Origin of the sequence: Pseudomonas sp. CFBP 8772, assembly GCF_014841665.1 — a bacterium.
Lineage (GTDB): Bacteria > Pseudomonadota > Gammaproteobacteria > Pseudomonadales > Pseudomonadaceae > Aquipseudomonas > Aquipseudomonas graminis_B.
In genome coordinates this window covers 154,378-173,531 of the sequence record NZ_JACYUI010000008.1, presented here as the reverse complement: position 1 = coordinate 173,531, position 19,154 = coordinate 154,378, and the positions used below count along the sequence as shown (strand labels likewise).

At 62.9% G+C, this 19,154-nt stretch carries 17 protein-coding genes; 9 read left to right on the top strand and 8 right to left on the bottom strand.

What is annotated here, in order from left to right; translation table 11 throughout:
* Nucleotides 1-54 precede the first annotated feature (54 nt).
* The 4 genes from IFT99_RS17510 to IFT99_RS17495 form a co-directional block, all read right to left on the bottom strand.
* Entirely contained in the window at nt 55-459 is a 405-nt protein-coding gene (locus IFT99_RS17510) for an META domain-containing protein (RefSeq protein ID WP_192133874.1), read from the bottom strand.
* Complete coding sequence (locus tag IFT99_RS17505) at nt 456-893, bottom strand: hypothetical protein (RefSeq protein ID WP_192133872.1); 438 nt, start codon at nt 891-893, stop codon at nt 456-458. Before IFT99_RS17505 ends, IFT99_RS17510 begins: the two co-directional genes overlap by 4 nt.
* Nucleotides 894-978: 85 nt before the next feature.
* The gene (locus IFT99_RS17500; RefSeq protein ID WP_192133870.1) at nt 979-1,965 is read right to left on the bottom strand and encodes a 2-hydroxyacid dehydrogenase; all 987 of its coding nucleotides are present in this window, start codon (nt 1,963-1,965) and stop codon (nt 979-981) included.
* A 156-nt stretch (nt 1,966-2,121) separates the two neighbouring features.
* Entirely contained in the window at nt 2,122-4,875 is a 2,754-nt protein-coding gene (locus tag IFT99_RS17495) for a response regulator (protein WP_065992855.1), read from the bottom strand.
* 349 nt (nt 4,876-5,224) lie between these two features.
* On the opposite strand from IFT99_RS17495, the gene IFT99_RS17490 reads away from it, so the two are divergent.
* The 7 genes from IFT99_RS17490 (at nt 5,225) to IFT99_RS17460 (ending at nt 13,609) form a co-directional block, all read left to right on the top strand.
* Nucleotides 5,225-5,971, top strand: a complete 747-nt coding sequence (locus tag IFT99_RS17490) for a response regulator transcription factor (protein WP_192134061.1) — start codon at nt 5,225-5,227, stop codon at nt 5,969-5,971.
* A gap of 8 nt (nt 5,972-5,979) precedes the next feature.
* Complete coding sequence (locus IFT99_RS17485; protein WP_192133868.1) at nt 5,980-7,368, top strand: sensor histidine kinase; 1,389 nt, start codon at nt 5,980-5,982, stop codon at nt 7,366-7,368.
* Nucleotides 7,369-7,450: 82 nt separating this feature from the next.
* Nucleotides 7,451-8,353 carry a cysteine synthase CysM gene (gene cysM / locus IFT99_RS17480; protein WP_192133866.1) on the top strand — a complete coding sequence of 301 codons (903 nt, stop codon included), beginning with the start codon at nt 7,451-7,453 and terminating at the stop codon, nt 8,351-8,353.
* On the top strand, nt 8,353-9,708 hold the full coding sequence (rlmD, locus tag IFT99_RS17475) for a 23S rRNA (uracil(1939)-C(5))-methyltransferase RlmD (protein ID WP_192133864.1): 1,356 nt from the start codon (nt 8,353-8,355) through the stop codon (nt 9,706-9,708). Before cysM ends, rlmD begins: the two co-directional genes overlap by 1 nt.
* A 156-nt stretch (nt 9,709-9,864) precedes the next feature.
* A complete protein-coding gene (relA, locus tag IFT99_RS17470; RefSeq protein ID WP_065992867.1) occupies nt 9,865-12,108 on the top strand; it encodes a GTP diphosphokinase in 2,244 nt (747 codons plus the stop codon).
* Between the two features lie 98 nt (nt 12,109-12,206).
* Nucleotides 12,207-13,040, top strand: coding sequence for a nucleoside triphosphate pyrophosphohydrolase (gene mazG, locus IFT99_RS17465; RefSeq protein WP_192133861.1), 834 nt, complete (start codon nt 12,207-12,209; stop codon nt 13,038-13,040).
* 26 nt (nt 13,041-13,066) lie between these two features.
* Nucleotides 13,067-13,609, top strand: a complete 543-nt coding sequence (locus IFT99_RS17460; protein WP_065992872.1) for a DUF2058 domain-containing protein — start codon at nt 13,067-13,069, stop codon at nt 13,607-13,609.
* Between the two features lie 73 nt (nt 13,610-13,682).
* Here the strand turns inward: IFT99_RS17460 and IFT99_RS17455 are convergent, their stop codons facing one another.
* The 4 genes from IFT99_RS17455 to purM all read right to left on the bottom strand — a co-directional run bounded on the left by IFT99_RS17455 (nt 13,683) and on the right by purM (nt 16,608).
* Nucleotides 13,683-13,871: a hypothetical protein gene (locus IFT99_RS17455; RefSeq protein ID WP_065992874.1), complete on the bottom strand. Its 189-nt coding sequence runs from the start codon at nt 13,869-13,871 to the stop codon at nt 13,683-13,685.
* Nucleotides 13,872-14,165: 294 nt separating this feature from the next.
* Entirely contained in the window at nt 14,166-14,882 is a 717-nt protein-coding gene (locus IFT99_RS17450) for a DUF3108 domain-containing protein (protein ID WP_192133860.1), read from the bottom strand.
* Between the two features lie 8 nt (nt 14,883-14,890).
* On the bottom strand, nt 14,891-15,541 hold the full coding sequence (purN, locus tag IFT99_RS17445; RefSeq protein ID WP_192134059.1) for a phosphoribosylglycinamide formyltransferase: 651 nt from the start codon (nt 15,539-15,541) through the stop codon (nt 14,891-14,893).
* A gap of 8 nt (nt 15,542-15,549) precedes the next feature.
* Nucleotides 15,550-16,608, bottom strand: coding sequence for a phosphoribosylformylglycinamidine cyclo-ligase (gene purM, locus IFT99_RS17440; protein ID WP_192133858.1), 1,059 nt, complete (start codon nt 16,606-16,608; stop codon nt 15,550-15,552).
* 333 nt (nt 16,609-16,941) lie between these two features.
* Here purM and IFT99_RS17435 point away from each other — a divergent pair, with 333 nt between their 5' ends.
* A complete protein-coding gene (locus IFT99_RS17435; protein ID WP_065993241.1) occupies nt 16,942-18,015 on the top strand; it encodes a DUF2066 domain-containing protein in 1,074 nt (357 codons plus the stop codon).
* 54 nt (nt 18,016-18,069) lie between these two features.
* On the top strand, nt 18,070-19,143 hold the full coding sequence (locus IFT99_RS17430) for an AI-2E family transporter (protein ID WP_065992883.1): 1,074 nt from the start codon (nt 18,070-18,072) through the stop codon (nt 19,141-19,143).
* The last annotated feature ends 11 nt before the right edge of the window (nt 19,144-19,154 follow it).

Below are 19,154 nucleotides of genomic sequence, written 5' to 3'. Positions count from 1 at the left end.
GCCTGCGGCATCCGGCTATATGCGCAGGATGGCGATGCCCGTGGACTACTGCATTCAGTCCTCTTCCAGCCAAAACCGCAACGGTTTGCCCTGCGCCGGCCACAACCGCAATTGCTCGATGGGCGACACATCCCACCTCTGCACCTTGCCCATCGCTTCAAGGAATCGGTGTTCCTGCTCCATCAGCGCCGGCGCGCACAGTTTGCGGGTGCTGCCGACCGGGCCGAAGGTGATGGCATCGCCCTGCAACTGGTATGACGCGAACCAGTGATTGCAGCCGGCATTGCCGTAGGCGCGGCCGTCGTTGCCGAGGGTCATGGTCAGGTGACTGTTGTCGATCAACGGCCGTTCACCGATCCATTCCAGCACGTAACCATGGTCCTGCTTGAGGGCAGGGGATTCGGTGGCGCATCCCGCCAGCAGGGTGCCCGCCAGCAGTGTCAGCAGAAGCGGTTTCATGCGGCTTTCTTCGCGCAGGCAGGGCAGAGGTGGTTTTCGCCGACGACCTTCCAGCCCAGCTCCTCGATGCGCGCGGTGGCGGCAGGCTTGAGGGCTTTTTTGCCGTCCTTGCCGTCAACCATGAACTCGATGTCGCGCTCTTTGCCGCAGTCGTTGCAGTTGACTTTCCAGTGATGGATCGCCAGCTCGGTGAACGCCGGGCCGTTGGCGACGGCCACCCACTGACCGGTCGGGTTGATCAGGTGGCGGACTTTTTCTACGTTCAGGCGCATGAACAGCTCTTTGCTGCCTTTGACGGTGACCAGCAGCACGTCGTCGGGCTTGATCGAGCCGCCGTTGCCGGTCACTTGATAACGACCGACGGCGAGGCTGCGGCATTCGATGAGGGTGTGTTGCGGGGTGAGCATGCTGTAACGGAAATCGTGTTCGGCCATGGGGGTCTCCAAATAGGCGCGCATGCTAACACTTTAGAGGATGAGTTCTCGCGGCCGACCACCCTGTGACCGGCAGCACGCATGCTTACTGCACCAGATTCTGCGGGCTGCCCGCCGCCCAGCCGGTGATGTTATCCAGCGTCGTCTGGGCGATGGCGCCGAGGGCTTCTTTGGTCAAAAACGCTTGATGGGCGGTGATGACCACATTGGGGAATGTCAGCAGGCGCGCCAGCACATCGTCCTGCAGTGGCAGGTCCGAGCGGTCCTCGAAAAACAGCTGCGCTTCCTCTTCATAGACGTCCAGTCCGAGGTAGCCCAACTGACCGCTTTTGAGCGCGTCGATCAGCGCCGGCGTGTTCACCAGCGCGCCGCGCCCGGTATTGATCAGCATCGCGCCGTGCTGCATGCGCGACAGCGAATCCGGGTTGATCAGGTGCCGGGTGTGATCGTTGAGCGGGCAATGCAGGCTGATGATCTGCGCTTCGGCGAGCAGTTCGTCGAGGGGCAGATAACGGGCGCCCAGTGCTTCGACCCGCGGGTTGGGGTACGGATCGTAGGCCAGCAATTGGCAGCCGAAGCCCGCCATGATCCGCGCGAACGTCGCCCCGATCTGGCCGGTGCCGACCACGCCGACGGTCTTGCCCACCAGATCGAAACCGGTCAGGCCGTGCAGGCTGAAATCACCGTCGCGGGTGCGGTTGTAGGCGCGGTGCAGATGGCGGTTCAGCGAGAGGATCAATGCCACCGCATGTTCTGCGACGGCATGGGGCGAGTAGGCCGGAACCCGCACGACGCTGAGGCCCAAGCGCTTGGCGACGGCGAGATCAACGTGATTGAAACCGGCCGAGCGCAGGGCTATTAATCGGGTGCCGCCTGCGGCCAGTTGCTCCAGCACCGGTGCGCTCAGGTCATCGTTGATGAACGCGCAGACCACCTCGTACTGATCGGCCAGCGCCACGGTGTCCAGCGTCAACCGCGCGGGCTGGAAATGCAGCTCGATTTCCGCGGCGATCTGCGCGCCAAGAAAACTCTCGCGGTCGTAGGTCTGGCTGCTGTAAACAAGCGTGCGCATGGTTGCTCCTTAAATGGCCTGACGTATGGCTGTCGCAGCAAACAAAGGTCCTGTGGGAGTGAGCTTGCTCGCGAAGGCGTCCTGTCAACGCCCTTCATTTGACCTGACCCACCCCCCGCAGCCTATCCATCACAGAGCAAAAATCAGTGACCTGGATCAAGCCGTCACGCGCGCCTCGGTTTCCAGTCGGCTGATGGCCTTCTCCAGTTCATCCAGGGCCTTGTCGCTGTCCGCCGATTCCTGCTTCAGCAGGGTCTCGCTGCGCTGGCACGCCGCGCGCAATTGCGGGACGCCGCAGTAACGGGTGGCGCCGTGGAGGCGGTGGACGCGTTCGATCAGCGCGACGTTGTCCCTGGCCTCGCGTGCAGTGAGGATGGCCTCGCGGTCAGTGGCGAGGGAGGCCAGCAGCATCGCCAGCATGTCCGCCGCCAGATCGGCTTTGCCCGCCGCCAGCCGCAGCCCTTCTTCGTGATCAAGGACCTGCAGATTGATGCCGCCCTGAGCGATTTCGATCGGCCGCTCCGGCGCTTGATTGCGCAGCGCCAGCCCGGTCCACTTCAGCACCACCTGCGCCAGTTGGCGCTCGCTGATCGGCTTGGTCAGGTAATCGTCCATGCCGCTCTGCAACAGCGCGCGTTTCTCGTTGGCCATGGCGTGGGCGGTCAGGGCGACAATAGGCAGCGACGTGGCCTGACGCTCGCTCTCCCAGCTGCGAATTTCTTCGGTGGCCTGACGCCCGTCCATGCCCGGCATCTGCACGTCCATCAGCACCAGATCGAAGGGTTCATCCTGCACCGCTTGCACCGCCGCATAACCACTGTCGACAGCCTTGACCTTGGCACCCATGTCTTCGAGCAAGGTCTGCACCAGCAACAGATTGGCCGGGTTGTCGTCGACGCAGAGAATGCGCGGCGGCCGGCTCGACAGCGGCTCCGGCACCTCGTTGCGCAACTGCTTGGGCTGGATCAGCTCCGACAGCGCGCGGCGCAGTTTGCGCGTACACGCAGGTTTGGCCTGCAACTGGTTGTAGGCGTCGGGCACGGAAAACTGATACAGCGCCTGTTCGGTGGTCGGGCACAGCACCAGCACTTTGCAGTTGAGGTTTTCCAGGTCCCAGATCTGCTGGCGCAGGCGCTCGGGCGGCAGTTCGTGGGCGGTGACGCCGAGCACGGCCATGTCGATGGCGTGGGGCGTCTGGTGCACCACCGTCACGCCGTTGATGAGGTTTTCCAGATTGTTGAAGACCATCGGCTGCAGACCGCAGTCTTCCAGCTGATGCTCAAGCGCCTGACGCGACAGGTCGTGATGCTCCAGCACCGCCACTCGACGGCCCAGCAGCGGCGGGGCGGGCAGGTCTTCGAGGTCGTCGCGGGTTTTCGGCAGCGTCAGGCTGATCCAGAACTCCGAACCTTCCCCCGGCGTGCTCTCGACGCCGATCTCGCCGCCCATTTGCTCGACCAGCCGCTTGGAAATCACAAGCCCCAGGCCGGTCCCGCCGGAATGCCGCGACAGGGAATTGTCCGCCTGGCTGAACGCCTGGAACAACGCCCGCACATCCTGGCTGGACAGGCCGATGCCGGTGTCCTGCACGCTGATGCGCAACTGCACGGTGGTGTCGTGTTCCTCCTCCAGCATCGCCCGCGCAACGATGGTGCCCTCGCGGGTGAACTTGATCGCGTTGCTGACCAGGTTGGTCAGAATCTGCCGCAAGCGCAGCGGATCGCCCACCAGCGACAGTGGCGTGTCGCGATAGACCAGGCTCACCAGCTCCAGCTGTTTGGCGTGGGCGGCGGGGGCGAGGATGGTCAGGGTGTCCTGCAGCAGGTCGCGCAGGTTGAACGGGATCGCGTCGAGGACCAGCTTGCCGGCCTCGATCTTCGAGAAATCCAGAATCTCGTTGATGATGCTCAACAGGTTGTCGGCGGATTTTTCGATGGTGCCCAGGTAATCGTACTGACGCGGTGTCAGTTCGCTTTTCTGCAACAGGTGGGTGAAGCCGAGGATGCCGTTGAGTGGCGTGCGGATTTCATGGCTCATATTCGCCAGAAACTCGGATTTGATCCGGCTGGCCTCCAGGGCTTCCTTGCGCGCCAGGTCCAGCTCGATGTTCTGGATCTCGATGGTTTCCAGGTTCTGGCGCACGTCTTCGGTGGCCTGCTCGATGCTGTGCTGCAATTCTTCCTGGGCGTTCTGCAACGTCGCCGCCATGCGGTTGATGCCCGACCCCAGTTCGTCCAGCTCGTAACTGCCCATGGGCGGCAATCGCGCTTCCAGATTACCGTCCTTGAGCTGGGCGACGACGTGTTTGATCTGGGTGATCGGGCCGTTGATGGTGCGGCTCATGCGCAGCGACAGAATGGCGGTCAGACCGAGACCGATGACAATCAGGATGAGGCTGGCGAACAGGCTGCGATAACCGCGCAGCAGGGTGCCGTTGTGGGACAGCTCCAGCTCGACCCAGCCGAGCAGGCGGTCGGCTTCGGCGGGAACCACATCGCCGGTGAGGTGGCGACTGCGCCCGAACACCGGCATCAGGTAGCGGGTCGCGTCGTTTTCCGAGCGCTGCAGCATGTGCGTGCTGTTACCGATGGGGGCCTGATTGATCATGCTGGGACCGGCGTGGGCCAGCATTCCCCGCTCGGCATTGAGGAACGACACCGCGCGCACGTCGGCCTGCTCCAGCACCTGGCCGGCGATGCGTTCGAGCATGGCCTGGTCACCGCTGGCCAGCGCGGCGGCAGACAGCGGCGCCAGCTCGTTGGCAATCATCTCGCCACGCTTGAGCAACTGGGTCTGCAACTCGGTGAGCTGCATCCAGGTGAAATACCCGCCCAGCAGCGCCGCCATCAGGCACGCCGGCAGCAGAGTCAGCAGCATGACGCGGCCTTTGATGCCCACTTTTCTCAGCACACTTCTTCTCCAACAACCCGGCATGAATTCAGGCAACCGCCGCGCCAATGCAGCGTGTGGCGCTCGATCACTGCGCAGTGTAGTCATTTGCGCCTCGTGCACACAGTGCGCCGACGCGTGCCGACCTGATGGAACTGGACACTCCCCTCGTAGGACTGGCTTTAGCCGGAAAGGTATTGGAGGTCACACCGCGAAATTTGACGGTGCCCAAACCGGCCTCTTCCCGGCTAAACCCGGTCCTACCGAAGCACGTTGCTCCCATTGGAGAACGCATCGCCGGCAGGCCGGCATTGCCCCATGGCGCGCAATCTTGAATAATCCGCTGCTTGAGAATCAATCGCAGACGCCAATGACTCCCGCCAGCACTCACCGCCCCCACATACTCGCCATCGAGGACGATGTCGTGCTCGGTGCGTTCGTTCATGATCAGCTTGATCGTTGCGGGTTTCAGGTGACCTGGTGCCAGAACGGCGTCGAAGGGCTGGCCTGCGCGCAACGCGAACCGTTCGACGTGGTGGTGATGGACATCCTGCTGCCGGGCATGAACGGCCTCGACATCCTCACCCATCTGCGTCGCCGCCACAGCATGCCGATCATCCTCATGTCTGCCCTCGGCGCCGAGGCCGACCGCATCACCGGCTTCCAGAACGGCGCCGACGATTACCTGCCCAAACCCTTCAGCGTCGATGAACTGCGGGTGCGCATCGAGGCGATCCTGCGCCGGGTCGACCTGGAACGTCGCTTCCACGCCCTGACGGCGATCGAGCCCGAGCCCAGCGTCGAAAAAGTCGATGAAGACAGTTTGACCTTCGACGAAGCGCGCTGTGACGTCTTCTTCGCCGACGCCCCGGCGCAATTGACCGGCAGCGAATACCGTCTGCTGGAAACCCTGTGGCGCAATCCCGAAGACGTCCTCAGCAAAGCCTTCCTCTATCAGCACGTCTTGCAGCGCGGCTACTCGCGGCATGACCGCAGCCTGGACATGCACATCAGCCAGATTCGTCGCAAGCTCAACGCCGTCGGCTATCAGGCGCGGCAGCTGCGCACGGTCTGGGGCAAAGGCTACGTCCTCACGGCGGCGGTGGCGGATGCTTGAGGTGGTGAATGCCTGAGTCACGCAAACGGCTGCCCGGCCGGCATTCGCTGTTCTGGAAACTGGCGGTCCTGCTGGTCGGCTTCTGCCTGCTGATGATCTGGCTCAGCTGGTATTGGGGCCGCTACATCGAGACCCGCAACGCCTATCTCAACGCCGAGGCCCATCAGGTGCTGAACGACTATGCGGCGCAGGCCGAACGGGCGTGGAGCCGGGGTGGCCGGCGCGGCGTCGACGAATGGCTGAAGCAGGTCCGTCAGCAGGAACCCGGCTGGGTCGGGGTCATCGGCAGCGATTTGCAATCACTCGGCAGCGCGCGGCTGACCCGCGAGCAGTTCCAGCGCCTGACCTTCATGCGCGGCATCGACTGGCCGATGAGCACGCGGCAGAAAACCGTGCCCTGGCTGAAGATCCCGTTTCCCGGCAACCCGGACGCGGGCAGTCTGGTGATCGAACTGCCGGAGCGCTTCAAGCCGGGCCGTTATGCGCTGATCGGGCAGATCCTCACCAACGGGCTGATTCCCGCGCTGTTCACCCTGCTGTTGTGCGTCGGGCTGTATCGCCTGCTGATTCGCCCCCTCAATCAACTGCGTGAACAGGCCAACGCATGGCGCGCCGATCGGCTGACCAGCCGACTGTCGCCGCAAATGACCGAGCGCCGTGATGAACTGGGTGAGCTGAACCGCGCCTTCGACCACATGGCCGCGCGCCTGCATTCGACGGTGCAGGTTCAGCAGCAGTTACTGCGCGATCTTTCCCACGAACTGCGCACGCCCCTGAGTCGCCTGCGGGTGGCGTGCGACAGCGAGCAAAGCCTGCCCGAACTGCGCGAGCGCCTGAGCCGGGAGGTGGATGGCATGCGCCGGCTGGTGGACGACACCCTGCAACTCGCCTGGCTCGACACGGATCGCGAAAAACTCCCCGGTGAGGACATTCAGGTGGCGGCGCTGTGGGAGATGCTGGTGGATGACGCCTGTTTCGAAACCTGCTGGCCGTCCCGTCAATTGCGCTGTGATCTGGACAGCGAGTGCTGGGTCAGTGGCCATCTCAACACCCTGGCCCAGGCGCTGGAAAACATTCTGCGCAATGCCATCCGCCACTCACCGCCCGAGGGCATCGTGCGCCTGGACGGTCGGCGTGAGGGCGATGACTGGCTTTTGTGGCTCGAAGATCAAGGCGGCGGGATCGACGAGGGCGATCTCGAGCGGATCTTCGCGCCGTTCACCCGTCTGGACGGCGCCCGCCCCGGCGACGGTGGTTTCGGCCTGGGTCTGAGCATCGCGCGCAACTCGCTGCGCCTGCAGGGCGGGGACTTGTGGGCGGAGAACACCGGGCAGGGCTTGAGGATGATCATGCGGTTGCCGGCGCGAAACAATCCGCCTTATTCCATTCAGCGATAACCCCCTCACTTTGCGTGATATGGGCTGGCGGCGATTGCCGGTATGATAGGCGACCCCCGCACGTCTGGATCGCGAACACGCCATGACCCTGCAGTATCAAACCATCGCCGATTGCGTCGGCAACACCCCGCTGGTGCGTCTGCAACGCATGGCCGGGAACACCAGCAACACGTTGCTGCTCAAGCTCGAAGGCAATAACCCGGCCGGTTCCGTGAAGGACCGCCCGGCGCTGTCGATGATTACCCGCGCCGAACTGCGCGGGCAGATCCACCCCGGCGACACCCTGATCGAAGCCACCTCCGGCAACACCGGCATCGCCCTGGCCATGGCCGCGGCGATCAAGGGCTACCGCATGATTCTCATCATGCCCGACAATTCCAGCGCCGAGCGCAAGGCCGCCATGACCGCTTATGGCGCCGAGCTGATTCTGGTCAGCAAGGAAGAGGGCATGGAAGGCGCCCGTGACATGGCCGAGCGCATGCAGGCCGAAGGCCACGGCAAAGTGCTCGACCAGTTCGCCAACGGCGACAATCCCCAGGCGCACTACGTCGGCACCGGCCCGGAAATCTGGCGGCAGACCGGCGGCACCGTCACCCATTTCATCAGCTCCATGGGCACCACCGGCACCATCATGGGCACTTCGCGCTTCCTCAAGGAACAGAACCCGGACATCCAGATCGTCGGCCTCCAGCCTATGGATGGCGCGTCGATTCCGGGCATTCGCCGCTGGCCTCAGCAATACCTGCCGAGTATTTATCAGGCCGACCGCGTTGACCGGATTCTGGACATGGGCCAAGCCGAAGCCGAGGATGTCATGCGTCGTCTGGCACGGGAAGAAGGTATTTTCTGCGGCGTGTCGTCGGGCGGCTCCGTCGCCGGGATGCTGCGGCTGTCGCAGGAAGTCGAAAACGCGGTGATGGTCGCGATCATTTGTGACCGCGGCGACCGTTACCTGTCGACCGGCGTCTACGATGCGCCCAACTGATGGCCAAGCGTGATGCAGGCCTGCGTTTCCAGCCCAGCGGCGGCACCCGGACCGCGCAGGTCCCCACCGGTAAAAAACAACGCCTGACCATCGAGCGGCTGGCCAACGACGGTCGCGGCATAGCTTTCGTCGATGGCCGCACCTGGTTTGTCATGGGCAGTCTGGCCGGCGAAGAGGTCGAGGCCCGCGTGCTCAATGCCCACGGCAAAGTGGTCGAAGCCCGCACCGAGCGCGTGTTCCAGGCCAGTCCTGTGCGCCGGCCAGCCGCGTGCCCGCATTTTGGCCGTTGCGGCGGCTGCAGCACCCAGCACATGCCCCACGCCGAACAGCTCGCCCTGAAACAGAGCATGCTTGCCGAGCAATTGAGCCGCATCGCCGGGGTCGAGCCGCAGGAATGGGCCGCGCCCCTGATCGGCGATGAATACGCCTACCGCCGCCGCGCCCGCGTCGCCGTGCGCTGGGACGTCCGCGCCAAACGCCTGGACGTCGGATTCCGCGCCGCCGCGAGTCAGGACATCATCGCCATCGAACAATGCCCGGTGCTGGTACAGGCCTTGCAACCGATCATGACAGCGTTGGCGCCCATGCTCCGCCGTCTGAGCAAACCTCAGGCGCTGGGACATGTCGAGCTGTTCAGCGGTTCGGCCAATGCCGTGCTGCTGCGGCACACTGCGCCGTTGCCTGAGAGCGATCTCACAATCCTCAAGGCATTTTGCGACACCCATGACGCGCAACTGTGGTTGCACGGCGAAGGCGAACCGCAACCGGTCGACCCTTCCGCGCAACTGGGCTACCGCCTGGAACCGTGGAATCTGTCCCTGGCCTATCGCCCTGGCGACTTCGTGCAGGTCAATGCTCAGGTCAACACCGCGATGATCGAACAGGCGCTGGCCTGGCTCGCGCCGGACAAGGACGAACGAGTGCTGGACTTGTTCTGCGGGCTTGGTAACTTCGCCCTACCGCTGGCGCAAATAACGCGCGACGTGGTGGCTGTGGAGGGCGTCGAGGCCATGGTTCAGCGGGCGACGGCCAATGCCGCCGGCAACGGTTTAAGCAACGTGACGTTTTATCAGGCCGATCTGTCGCAGCCACTGGACAAGGCGGCCTGGGTGGCGGAAGGTTTCGCCGCAGTGCTGCTCGATCCGCCGCGTGACGGGGCGGTCGAAGCAGTGGGCAAGCTCAAGTCGCTGGGCGCTCAACGCGTCCTTTATGTGTCGTGCAACCCGGCCACGCTGGCGCGCGACACGGTTGAATTGATCAAGCAGGGCTACCGTTTAAAACGTGCCGGAATCCTCGATATGTTCCCGCAGACAGCGCATGTCGAGGCGATGGCGTTATTTGAAGCGAGCAAGTGAGGCGGCGGCTCAGGAAATGCCGATGCCTTACACGGAGTCTCGTTTAATCCGACTGGCCCGCGCGTACACGACCTTGCATGGCCCGCAAGGCGCACGCGCTCAAGAAGGCCGGCGACTGATGGCGCATTTCATCGCGCCGTAGGGAAGGTAAGCAACATGGTACAGGTGAGACCCCACCAGCCGATCAACACAGACGGCAGTATCAACCTCGACGCGTGGCTGGATCACGTGGTCAGCGTCGACCTCGCAGTGGACCGACAGGCCCTTAAAGAGGCCTGTGAATTTGCCCGGCACGCCGAGCAACAGGACAACGCCGCCAAGAACCTCTGGGCGGAGGGCACGTCGAGTTTTCAGACGGGCCTGGAAATCGCTGAAATCCTGGCCGACCTCAAGCTCGACCAGGACTCACTCGTCGCCGCCGTGATTTACCGCGGCGTGCGCGAAGGCAAGATCTCGCTGCCCGACGTCAACCAGCGCTTCGGCCCCACCGTCACCAAGCTCATCGACGGCGTGCTGCGCATGGCGGCCATCAGCGCCAGTCTCAGCCCGCGGCAATCGCTGGTGCTCGGCACCCAGGCCCAGGTCGAAAACCTGCGCAAGATGCTGGTGGCCATGGTCGACGACGTGCGCGTCGCGCTGATCAAGCTGGCCGAACGCACCTGCGCCATCCGTGCGGTGAAGAACACCGACGATGAAAAGCGCAACCGCGTCGCCCGGGAAGTCTTCGACATCTACGCGCCCCTGGCCCACCGGCTGGGCATCGGTCACATCAAATGGGAGCTGGAGGACCTGTCCTTCCGCTACCTGGAGCCCGAGCAGTACAAGCAGATCGCCAAACTGCTGCACGAACGCCGCCTTGATCGCGAGCGCTTCATCACCGACGTCATGTCGCAGCTTGAGAACGAGCTGCTGGCCACCGGCGTCAAAGCCGACATCAGCGGCCGGGCCAAGCACATCTACTCGATCTGGCGAAAAATGCAGCGCAAAGGTCTGGAGTTCAGCCAGATCTACGACGTGCGCGCCGTTCGCGTGCTGGTGCCGGAGATGCGCGATTGCTACACCGCCCTCGGCATCGTCCACACCCTGTGGCGGCACATTCCCAAGGAATTCGACGACTACATCGCCAACCCCAAGGAAAACGGCTATCGCTCCCTGCACACGGCGGTGATCGGTCCGGAAGGCAAGGTGCTGGAAGTGCAGATCCGCACCCACGCCATGCACGAAGAAGCCGAGCTGGGGGTCTGCGCGCACTGGAAGTACAAGGGCACCGACGTCAAATCCGGTTCCAATCACTACGAAGAGAAAATCTCCTGGCTGCGTCAGGTCCTCGAGTGGCATGAGGAGCTGGGTGATATCGGCGGGCTGGCGGAACAGCTGCGCGTCGACATCGAGCCCGACCGCGTCTACGTGTTCACCCCGGACGGTCACGCGATCGACCTGCCCAAGGGCGCGACGCCACTGGACTTCGCCTACCGCGTGCACACCGAAATCGGCCACAACTGCCGTGGCGCCAAGATCAACGGCCGCATCGTCCCGCTGAACTACAGCCTGCAGACCGGCGAGCAGGTCGAGATCATCACCAGCAAGCACGGCACGCCGAGCCGCGACTGGCTGAACTCGAACCTGGGTTACATCACCACCTCCCGGGCGCGGGCGAAGATTGTGCACTGGTTCAAGCTGCAGGCGCGCGACCAGAACGTTGCCGCCGGCAAGGTGCTGCTGGAGCGCGAACTGGCGCGTCTGGCGCTGCCTCAGGTGGACTTCGACAAGCTGGCCGAGAAGGCCAACATGAAGATCGCCGACGACATGTTCGCAGCCCTCGGTGCCGGCGACCTGCGCATTGCTCAGTTGGTCAATCTGGCTCAGCAACTGGTCGAGCCGGAACGCGGCAACGAGCAGCTGGAGCTGATTCCACGCAAGGCCACGGGCTACAAACCGGGCAAGCGCGGGGACATTCAGATCCAGGGCGTCGGCAACCTGATGACCCAGATGGCCGGCTGCTGCCAGCCGCTGCCGGGCGATGCGATCGTCGGTTACATCACCCAGGGCCGCGGCGTGAGCATTCACCGTCAGGACTGCGCCTCGGTGCTGCAACTGGGCGGGCGCGAACCCGAGCGGATCATTCAGGTCAGCTGGGGCCCGGTGCCGGTGCTCACCTACCCGGTGGACATCATCATCCGTGCCTACGACCGGTCGGGCCTGCTGCGCGACGTTTCGCAGATCCTGCTCAACGAGCGCATCAACGTCCTGGCGGTCAACACCCGCTCGAACAAGGAAGACAACACCGCGCTGATGTCGCTGACCATCGAGATCCCGGGCCTGGACGCGCTGGGCCGGCTGCTGGGGCGCATCTCGCAACTGCCGAACATCATCGAAACGCGGCGAAACAGAACGCCGTGAGGCGTAGCTGCAAGCTACAAGCCACAAGCTGCAAGCTGTACGCGCACGGCTTGAAGCTTGTGGCTTGCCGCTTGAAGCTGTGACCAAAGGGATCCCTCATGTATAGCCTCCAAGACCTGCTCACGCTCATGGCCCGTCTGCGCGATCCGCAATTCGGTTGCCCGTGGGACGTGAAGCAGAATTACGCGAGCATCGTGCCGCACACCCTCGAAGAAGCCTACGAAGTGGCCGACGCCATTGAGCGCGGCGATTTCGATGACCTGCGCGGTGAGCTGGGCGATCTGCTGTTTCAAGTGGTGTACTACTGCCAACTGGCGCGGGAAGAAGGGCGCTTCGAGTTCGATGGCGTGGTGGACGGTATCACCCGCAAACTGATTCGCCGTCATCCCCACGTGTTCCCGACCGGCGATCTGTACGCGCCGCTGGAAACCCCGCGTCTCAGCGAAGAGCAGGTCAAGCACCGCTGGGAACAGATCAAAGCCGAGGAACGTGCCGAGAAGGCCAGCGCACCCGAGCAGCTGTCCCTGCTGGACGATGTGCCGGGCGTATTACCGGCGCTGTCGCGGGCGGCGAAGCTGCAGAAGCGCGCGTCCCAGGTCGGGTTCGACTGGCCGGACGCCTTGCCGGTGGTCGATAACGTCCGTGAGGAGCTCGACGAAGTCCTCAAAGCCATGGCTGACAGCGACAGCGCGGGGATCACCGAAGAAGTCGGCGATCTGCTGTTTGCCGCCGTCAATCTGGCCCGCCACCTCAAGGTTGATCCGGAAAATGCCCTGCGCGCCGCCAATGCCAAATTCGAGCGGCGCTTCAGATTTATCGAACAGGCCTTGCGCGACACCCGGCGCCCCATCGAAGATTGCAGCCTCGAAGAGATGGATGCGCTCTGGGGCGAAGCCAAGCGTCAGGAAAAGATCACGCCCAACTGCGGTTGAGTTGACTATTTAGAGAGAGAAGACAGATGGCGGGTATTTCCCTTCGTGACCAGTTGCTGAAAGCCGGACTGGTCAATGAAAAACAGGCGAAGCAGGCCAGCAAGAGCAAGCAGAAGGAGCAACGTCTGGTGCACAAGGGCCAGGCGGTGGCGGACGACACCAGCCAGCGCGCTGCCCAGGAAGCGATGGCCGAGAAAGCCAAACGTGACCAGGAATTGAATCGTCAGCAGCAGGAAAAAATCGAGCAGAAAGCCCGTGCGGCACAGGTCAAGCAACTGATCGAAGCCACGCGCCTGCCGAAGCTGACCACCGAGGACTACTACAACTTCGTCGATGACAAGAAGGTCAAGCGCCTGTCCGTCAACGCCCTGATGCGCAGCAAACTGAGCAACGGCTCGCTGGCCATCGTGCACCACGGCGGCAGCTACGAGGTGATCCCCCGCGAAGCCGCCCTCAAGGTGCAGGAGCGCGATCCGCGCCGTATCGTCATGCTCAGCGCGCCGACCGAAGAGCCGGATGGCGACGATCCGTACGCTGCGTATAAGATCCCGGATGACCTGATGTGGTAAGCGCCCGTCGCTCACTCAGCTAAAACAACAAAACCCGCCACGTGGCGGGTTTTGTTTTGCTGCGATTCCGAAATTACGAATGACTGGCCTCAAGCTTTGCTTCTTGCTCGGCAAGCTCTGCTGCGTAACGCTGTGCGTCCGATTCGTAATGAAACATCCCTACCAGCTGGTCTTGTTGGCGTACATCCCAGATCTGGATGCCATCGGCGATGCTTTCGTGGGAGATGTGGGCGTCGTCGCGTTCAGTAACAGTTACGGTCATAGTGCAAACTCCTGACTTTTGGAAATCTGCGGCAGGACGTCGCAGGCCTTCTTTATAGTTTTCGGCGGCCGACCAAGTAAACGCGCGCATCCGGCAACAGTTATTTACCAAATCCGTAACAGTGCGCTAAATGCTTGTATTTGAAGGGTGTGCGGCATTTTGTCACACCCGGTTGAAGGCCATGAAGAATGTTTCATGTAGGCCTGAATCACTGATCGACGCCAAAAAAACCCCGCCATGAAGGCGGGGTTTTTCGTATTACGCTCGATGCAGGGCGTGAATCAGCTGGCTGAATTAACTGCCCTTGACCGACTTACCGTTCACCGTGCCGTCCTGCAGCATGATGTTGTATTCCTTGCCGTCGGTTTCAACCTGTTGCAGGCGAACCAGCAGGTAGTCGTAGTCCTTGGCGAACCACATCACGGTGATGCGCTTGTTCTGCGTCGGGTCACGCACGCGTTCGACCTTGATGGCGTCGACCGAACCGACTTTGGTCTCGACCTTTTCAGTGCCGAGCACGCGGAAGTCATAGGTGTCGACTTCGTCACCATCGACGACCTGGTACGACATGCTCTTTTTGCCCGCCGCTACGTCATGCTGCAGCGCGAGCTGGTAAGTGGACTTGTCGAGGACACCGGCATTCAGCGGGATTTTCACCGCGTCGCCACGGTCCGAACCGGTGATGAATTTGGTGGGCCAGTCGAATACCAGATCGACCGTTTTGCTCTTGCCCAGGCCGCCACGTTCGAAGTGGTAGGTCTGCGGCAGCAGTTGATCCTTGTCGACTTTGATCGTGCTGACTTCGGTCAGGCTGGCGATCATCATCGATGCCTTGAAATTCAGGGTCCAGGTGCCGTTGGCGTTCTTCTCGAGGCTGCGGGTGGCGCTGCCACCGCTCATGGGCAGCTGTTTCCAGTCAGCGGTGTAGCTGGCGGAGAAAGGTTGAAGGTCTGCCGCGTTGACTGCGGGAAGTGCGAACAGAGCGAAAGCGAAGAGCAAAGCGCGACGCATAATATCTCCTAATGTCGGATCAAGTGGCCGCTGGGCCCTAAGGGCTGGCCGTCCAGTGAGGCGCCGTGTTCGTCGAGGGTCAGTCGTCCTTCGGCGAACCAGCGAATGGCCAGGGGATAAATCAAGTGTTCCTGGGCGTGTACCCTCTGTGCCAGCGTGGCGGGCGTGTCGTGCAACTCTACAGAAACAACTGCCTGTACGACCAGAGGCCCCCCATCGAGTTCCTCGGTGACAAAGTGCACGCTGCAGCCATGGTCGCCATCGCCGGCCTCCAGCACGCGTTGATGGGTGTGCAGGCCTTTATACCGCGGAAGCAGGGAAGGGTGAATGTTCAGCAGGCGGCCATGGTAGTGGCGGACGAACCCGGGCGTGAGGATGCGCATGAATCCGGCGAGCACCACCAGCGACGGCTGAAACGAATCGATGGCCTCGATCAGCGCCGCATCGAAGGCCTCGCGACCTTCGTAGCCGGTGTGATCGAGCACGCGGGTGTCGATTCCCGTACGGGCGGCCCGCTCAAGCCCGAAGGCATCGGCGCGGTTGGAAATCACCGCACGGATGCGCGCAGGGCTCGCGCTGTCCTGAAAGCCGTCGATCATTGCCTGCAGGTTACCGCCAGTGCCGGAAAGCAGCACCACCACATCACAGGGTTGGGGCATGTCAGGCATTAATGAGCCTTGACGTTCTTCAGCTCGACTTGTGCAGCGCCTTCGGCAGCGGTGCCGATCTGGCCGATGACCCACGGCTGCTCGCCGGCTTCACGCAGGGCATTCAGCGAGACTTCGACGTGTTCCTGGGCCACGCAGATGACCATGCCGACGCCGCAGTTCAGCACGCGGTGCATTTCATGCTCATCGACGTTGCCTTTTTCCTGCAGCCAGTCAAAGACCGCCGGACGGGTCCAGCTGGCCACGTCGACGATGGCCTGAGCGCCTTCTGGCAGCACGCGCGGGATGTTGTCCAGCAGGCCGCCACCGGTGATGTGGGCCATGGCTTTCACCGCGCCGGTGTCTTTGATCAGCTTGAGCAGCTGCTTGACGTAAATGCGGGTTGGCGCCATCAGCAGGTCGGTGAGCGGCTTGCCGTCGAGCTGGATGGTGTCGATATCGGCACCCGACACGTCGATGATCTTGCGGATCAGCGAGTAGCCGTTGGAGTGCGGACCGGAAGACGGCAGGGCGATCAGTGCGTCGCCGGCGGCCACCTTCGAGCCGTCGATGATGTCAGCTTTCTCCACGACACCGACGCAGAAGCCGGCCAGGTCGTAGTCTTCGCCTTCGTACATGCCGGGCATTTCAGCGGTCTCGCCGCCGACCAGCGAGCAACCAGCCAGTTCGCAGCCCGCGCCTATGCCGGTCACCACTTGAGCCGCGGTGTCGACGTTGAGTTTGCCGGTGGCGTAGTAGTCGAGGAAGAACAGCGGTTCAGCGCCGCAGACCACCAGATCGTTGACGCACATGGCGACCAGGTCGATGCCGATGGTGTCGTGTTTGTTCAGATTCAGTGCCAGGCGCAGCTTGGTGCCGACACCGTCGGTGCCGCTCACCAGAACAGGCTGCTTGTAGCCGGCCGGGATTTCGCACAGAGCGCCGAAGCCCCCGAGCCCGCCCATCACTTCCGGGCGCTTGGTGCGCTTGGCGACGCTCTTGATGCGTTCGACCAGCGCTTCACCGGCGTCGATGTCAACACCGGCGTCTTTGTAGCTCAGGGAGGGTTGCTTGCTCATGATCCAGGCCTTTAAGGGGGGGATTCGGGGTAACGACCGAGTGGCAACGACGCGGGGGCCGTGTCATCGCCGGTCTGCGAAGGCGCGCGATTTTATCAGGGTTGGGCGCAAGCGGCCATCCTTGGGCCGACGGGCAGGACAACGGTGAAGAAAAAATAACCCGGTTTATCCCGCCGCACCCGTTCGTCGACAGAGGGATCCGGTGTAACGTTGGCGCCTGAGTGAGCGATTCGGACGCGTCTGCGGTCAGAGTCGGGTCATTCGTCTTTATGCAGCTATTTATAGCGTTGCCTTTTTACCCAGCGGGAATCTTTCATGCGTCCACCTTCATTCATGCGCCTAAAAAACTGCCTGTTCGCAGGGTGCCTCTCATTGATGAGTCTGCCGGCGCTCGCCGAGACGGTGAACACTCTTTATCAGGTGCGCGAGCCCGTCAGCGGCCAGACCCCTGACGAGAAAACCCGCGCCACCCAGGCCGCGCTGGAAACCCTGGTCATCCGCTTGACCGGCGACCCCAAGGCCGTGCAGAACGGCGGCCTTGCCGACGTGCGCAAGGACCCTCAACAAATCATCAGCCAGTATGGTTATGACGCCGGCCCGCCGGAAACCCTCCAGGTCGACTTCGACCCGTCGAGCACCGAGCGCGTGCTGCGGCAGGCCGGGCTGTCGTTGTGGGGCTCCAACCGTCCGGTGATCATGGCCTGGTGGCTGAACGACGCGACTGACGGCGCCAACCTGGTCGGCGACGGCCAATCCTCCGCCGAGCCTTTGCGCCGCGCGGCTCAGCACCGCGGTCTGCCGCTGCGTCTGCCACTGGCGGACCTGGGCGAGCAGGGTATCGGCAACGCCAAGACCCTCGACGGCAACAACGTCGGCCCGCTCAAGGAGGCTTCCGAGCGCTACGGTTCGGATGCGATTCTGGCGGTTCACGCGCAGGAAAACGGTGGCCAGTGGCAGGGCAAATGGCACCTGTGGCTGGGCGACAAGATGGAGCAGGGCAGTGCCAGCGGCGCCAGCTCGGCGGAACTGGCCGACGCGGTGCTGTTGGCGGTGAGTCAGCGTCTGGCGCCACGCTTTGTGGTCAAACCGGGCGCTTCGACGGGCATGGTGCTGGACGTACAGGGCATGAATCTTGAGCGTTACGCGCAGCTGTTGCACCTGCTCGAACCCTTCGGTGGCCGTCTGAAATCAGCCGAGGGTGACCGTATCGCCTTCGATGTCAGCGGCAGCCCCGATCAGTTGCGTTCCCAGTTGGCGCTGGCGAAACTGCAGGAAGTGCCGGCGGGTGAAATCGCCAGTGCGCCGGACAGTTCTGCGGCCAATCCCGCGCCGGTTGCCGCGGACGGCACGCCAGCGGCACCGCAGCCGCCCGCTGTTTCCGACAGCGCATTGCACTTCCGTTGGTGAACAGGTTCATAACGACGTTGCACGAAGCACATCATCCTGGGGAAAGAGGCAGTAATGACTGATACGCGTCGTTGGTTCTGGCTGGGCGGGGTTGTCCTGGTCTGTTTGTTCGTCTGGCTGCTGCATTCGATTCTGACCCCGTTCCTGGTGGCGCTGCTGCTGGCGTACATGGGCGATCCGCTGGCAGACCGGCTGGAAAAACTGAAGCTGTCGCGCACCATGAGTGTGGTGACGGTGTTTCTGTTGTTCACCCTGATCTTCATGGGCCTGCTGTTGGTGCTGGTGCCGATGCTGGCCAAGCAGCTTTATCGCCTGTACGAACTGGCGCCGCAGATTCTCGACTGGCTGCAGCACACCGCGATGCCGTGGGCGCAGGCCAAACTGGGGCTGGCAGAAGGGTTCTGGAAGTTCGACAAGGTCAAGGCGGCGATCTCGGAGCACATGGGTCAGACCGGCGACATCGTCGGCATCGTCCTGTCCCAGGCCACCACCTCGACCCTGGCGCTCATCGGCTGGCTGACCAATCTGGTGCTGATCCCGGTGGTCTGTTTCTACCTGCTGCGTGACTGGGACGTGATGATGGCGAAGGTGCGCAGCCTGCTGCCGCGTCATCGCGAGAAGAAAATCGTGGCACTGGCGGATGAATGCCATGAAGTCCTGGGTGCGTTCATCCGTGGCCAGTTGCTGGTGATGGTCGCGCTGGGCGTGATTTACGCCGCCGGCCTGATGCTGGTCGGGCTGGAGCTGGGGCTGTTGATTGGTGTCATTGCCGGTCTGGCGGCCATCGTGCCCTACATGGGCTTCGTCATCGGCATCGGCTCGGCGATTCTGGCCGGGTTCTTCCAGTTCGGCGGCGACCTGTACCCGATGCTGGGCATCGTCGCGGTGTTCATGGTCGGTCAGGCGCTGGAAGGCATGGTGCTGACGCCGCTGCTGGTGGGTGACCGCATCGGCCTGCACCCGGTGGCGGTGATCTTCGCGATTCTGGCGGGCGGCGAGCTGTTCGGATTCACCGGTATCCTGCTGGCGTTGCCCGTGGCGGCGGTGATCATGGTCCTGGTACGCCATGTTCATGACCTGTACAAGGATTCGGACATCTACGGCGGTCTGGACGACCTGGATCTCTGATTCCCGCGAAT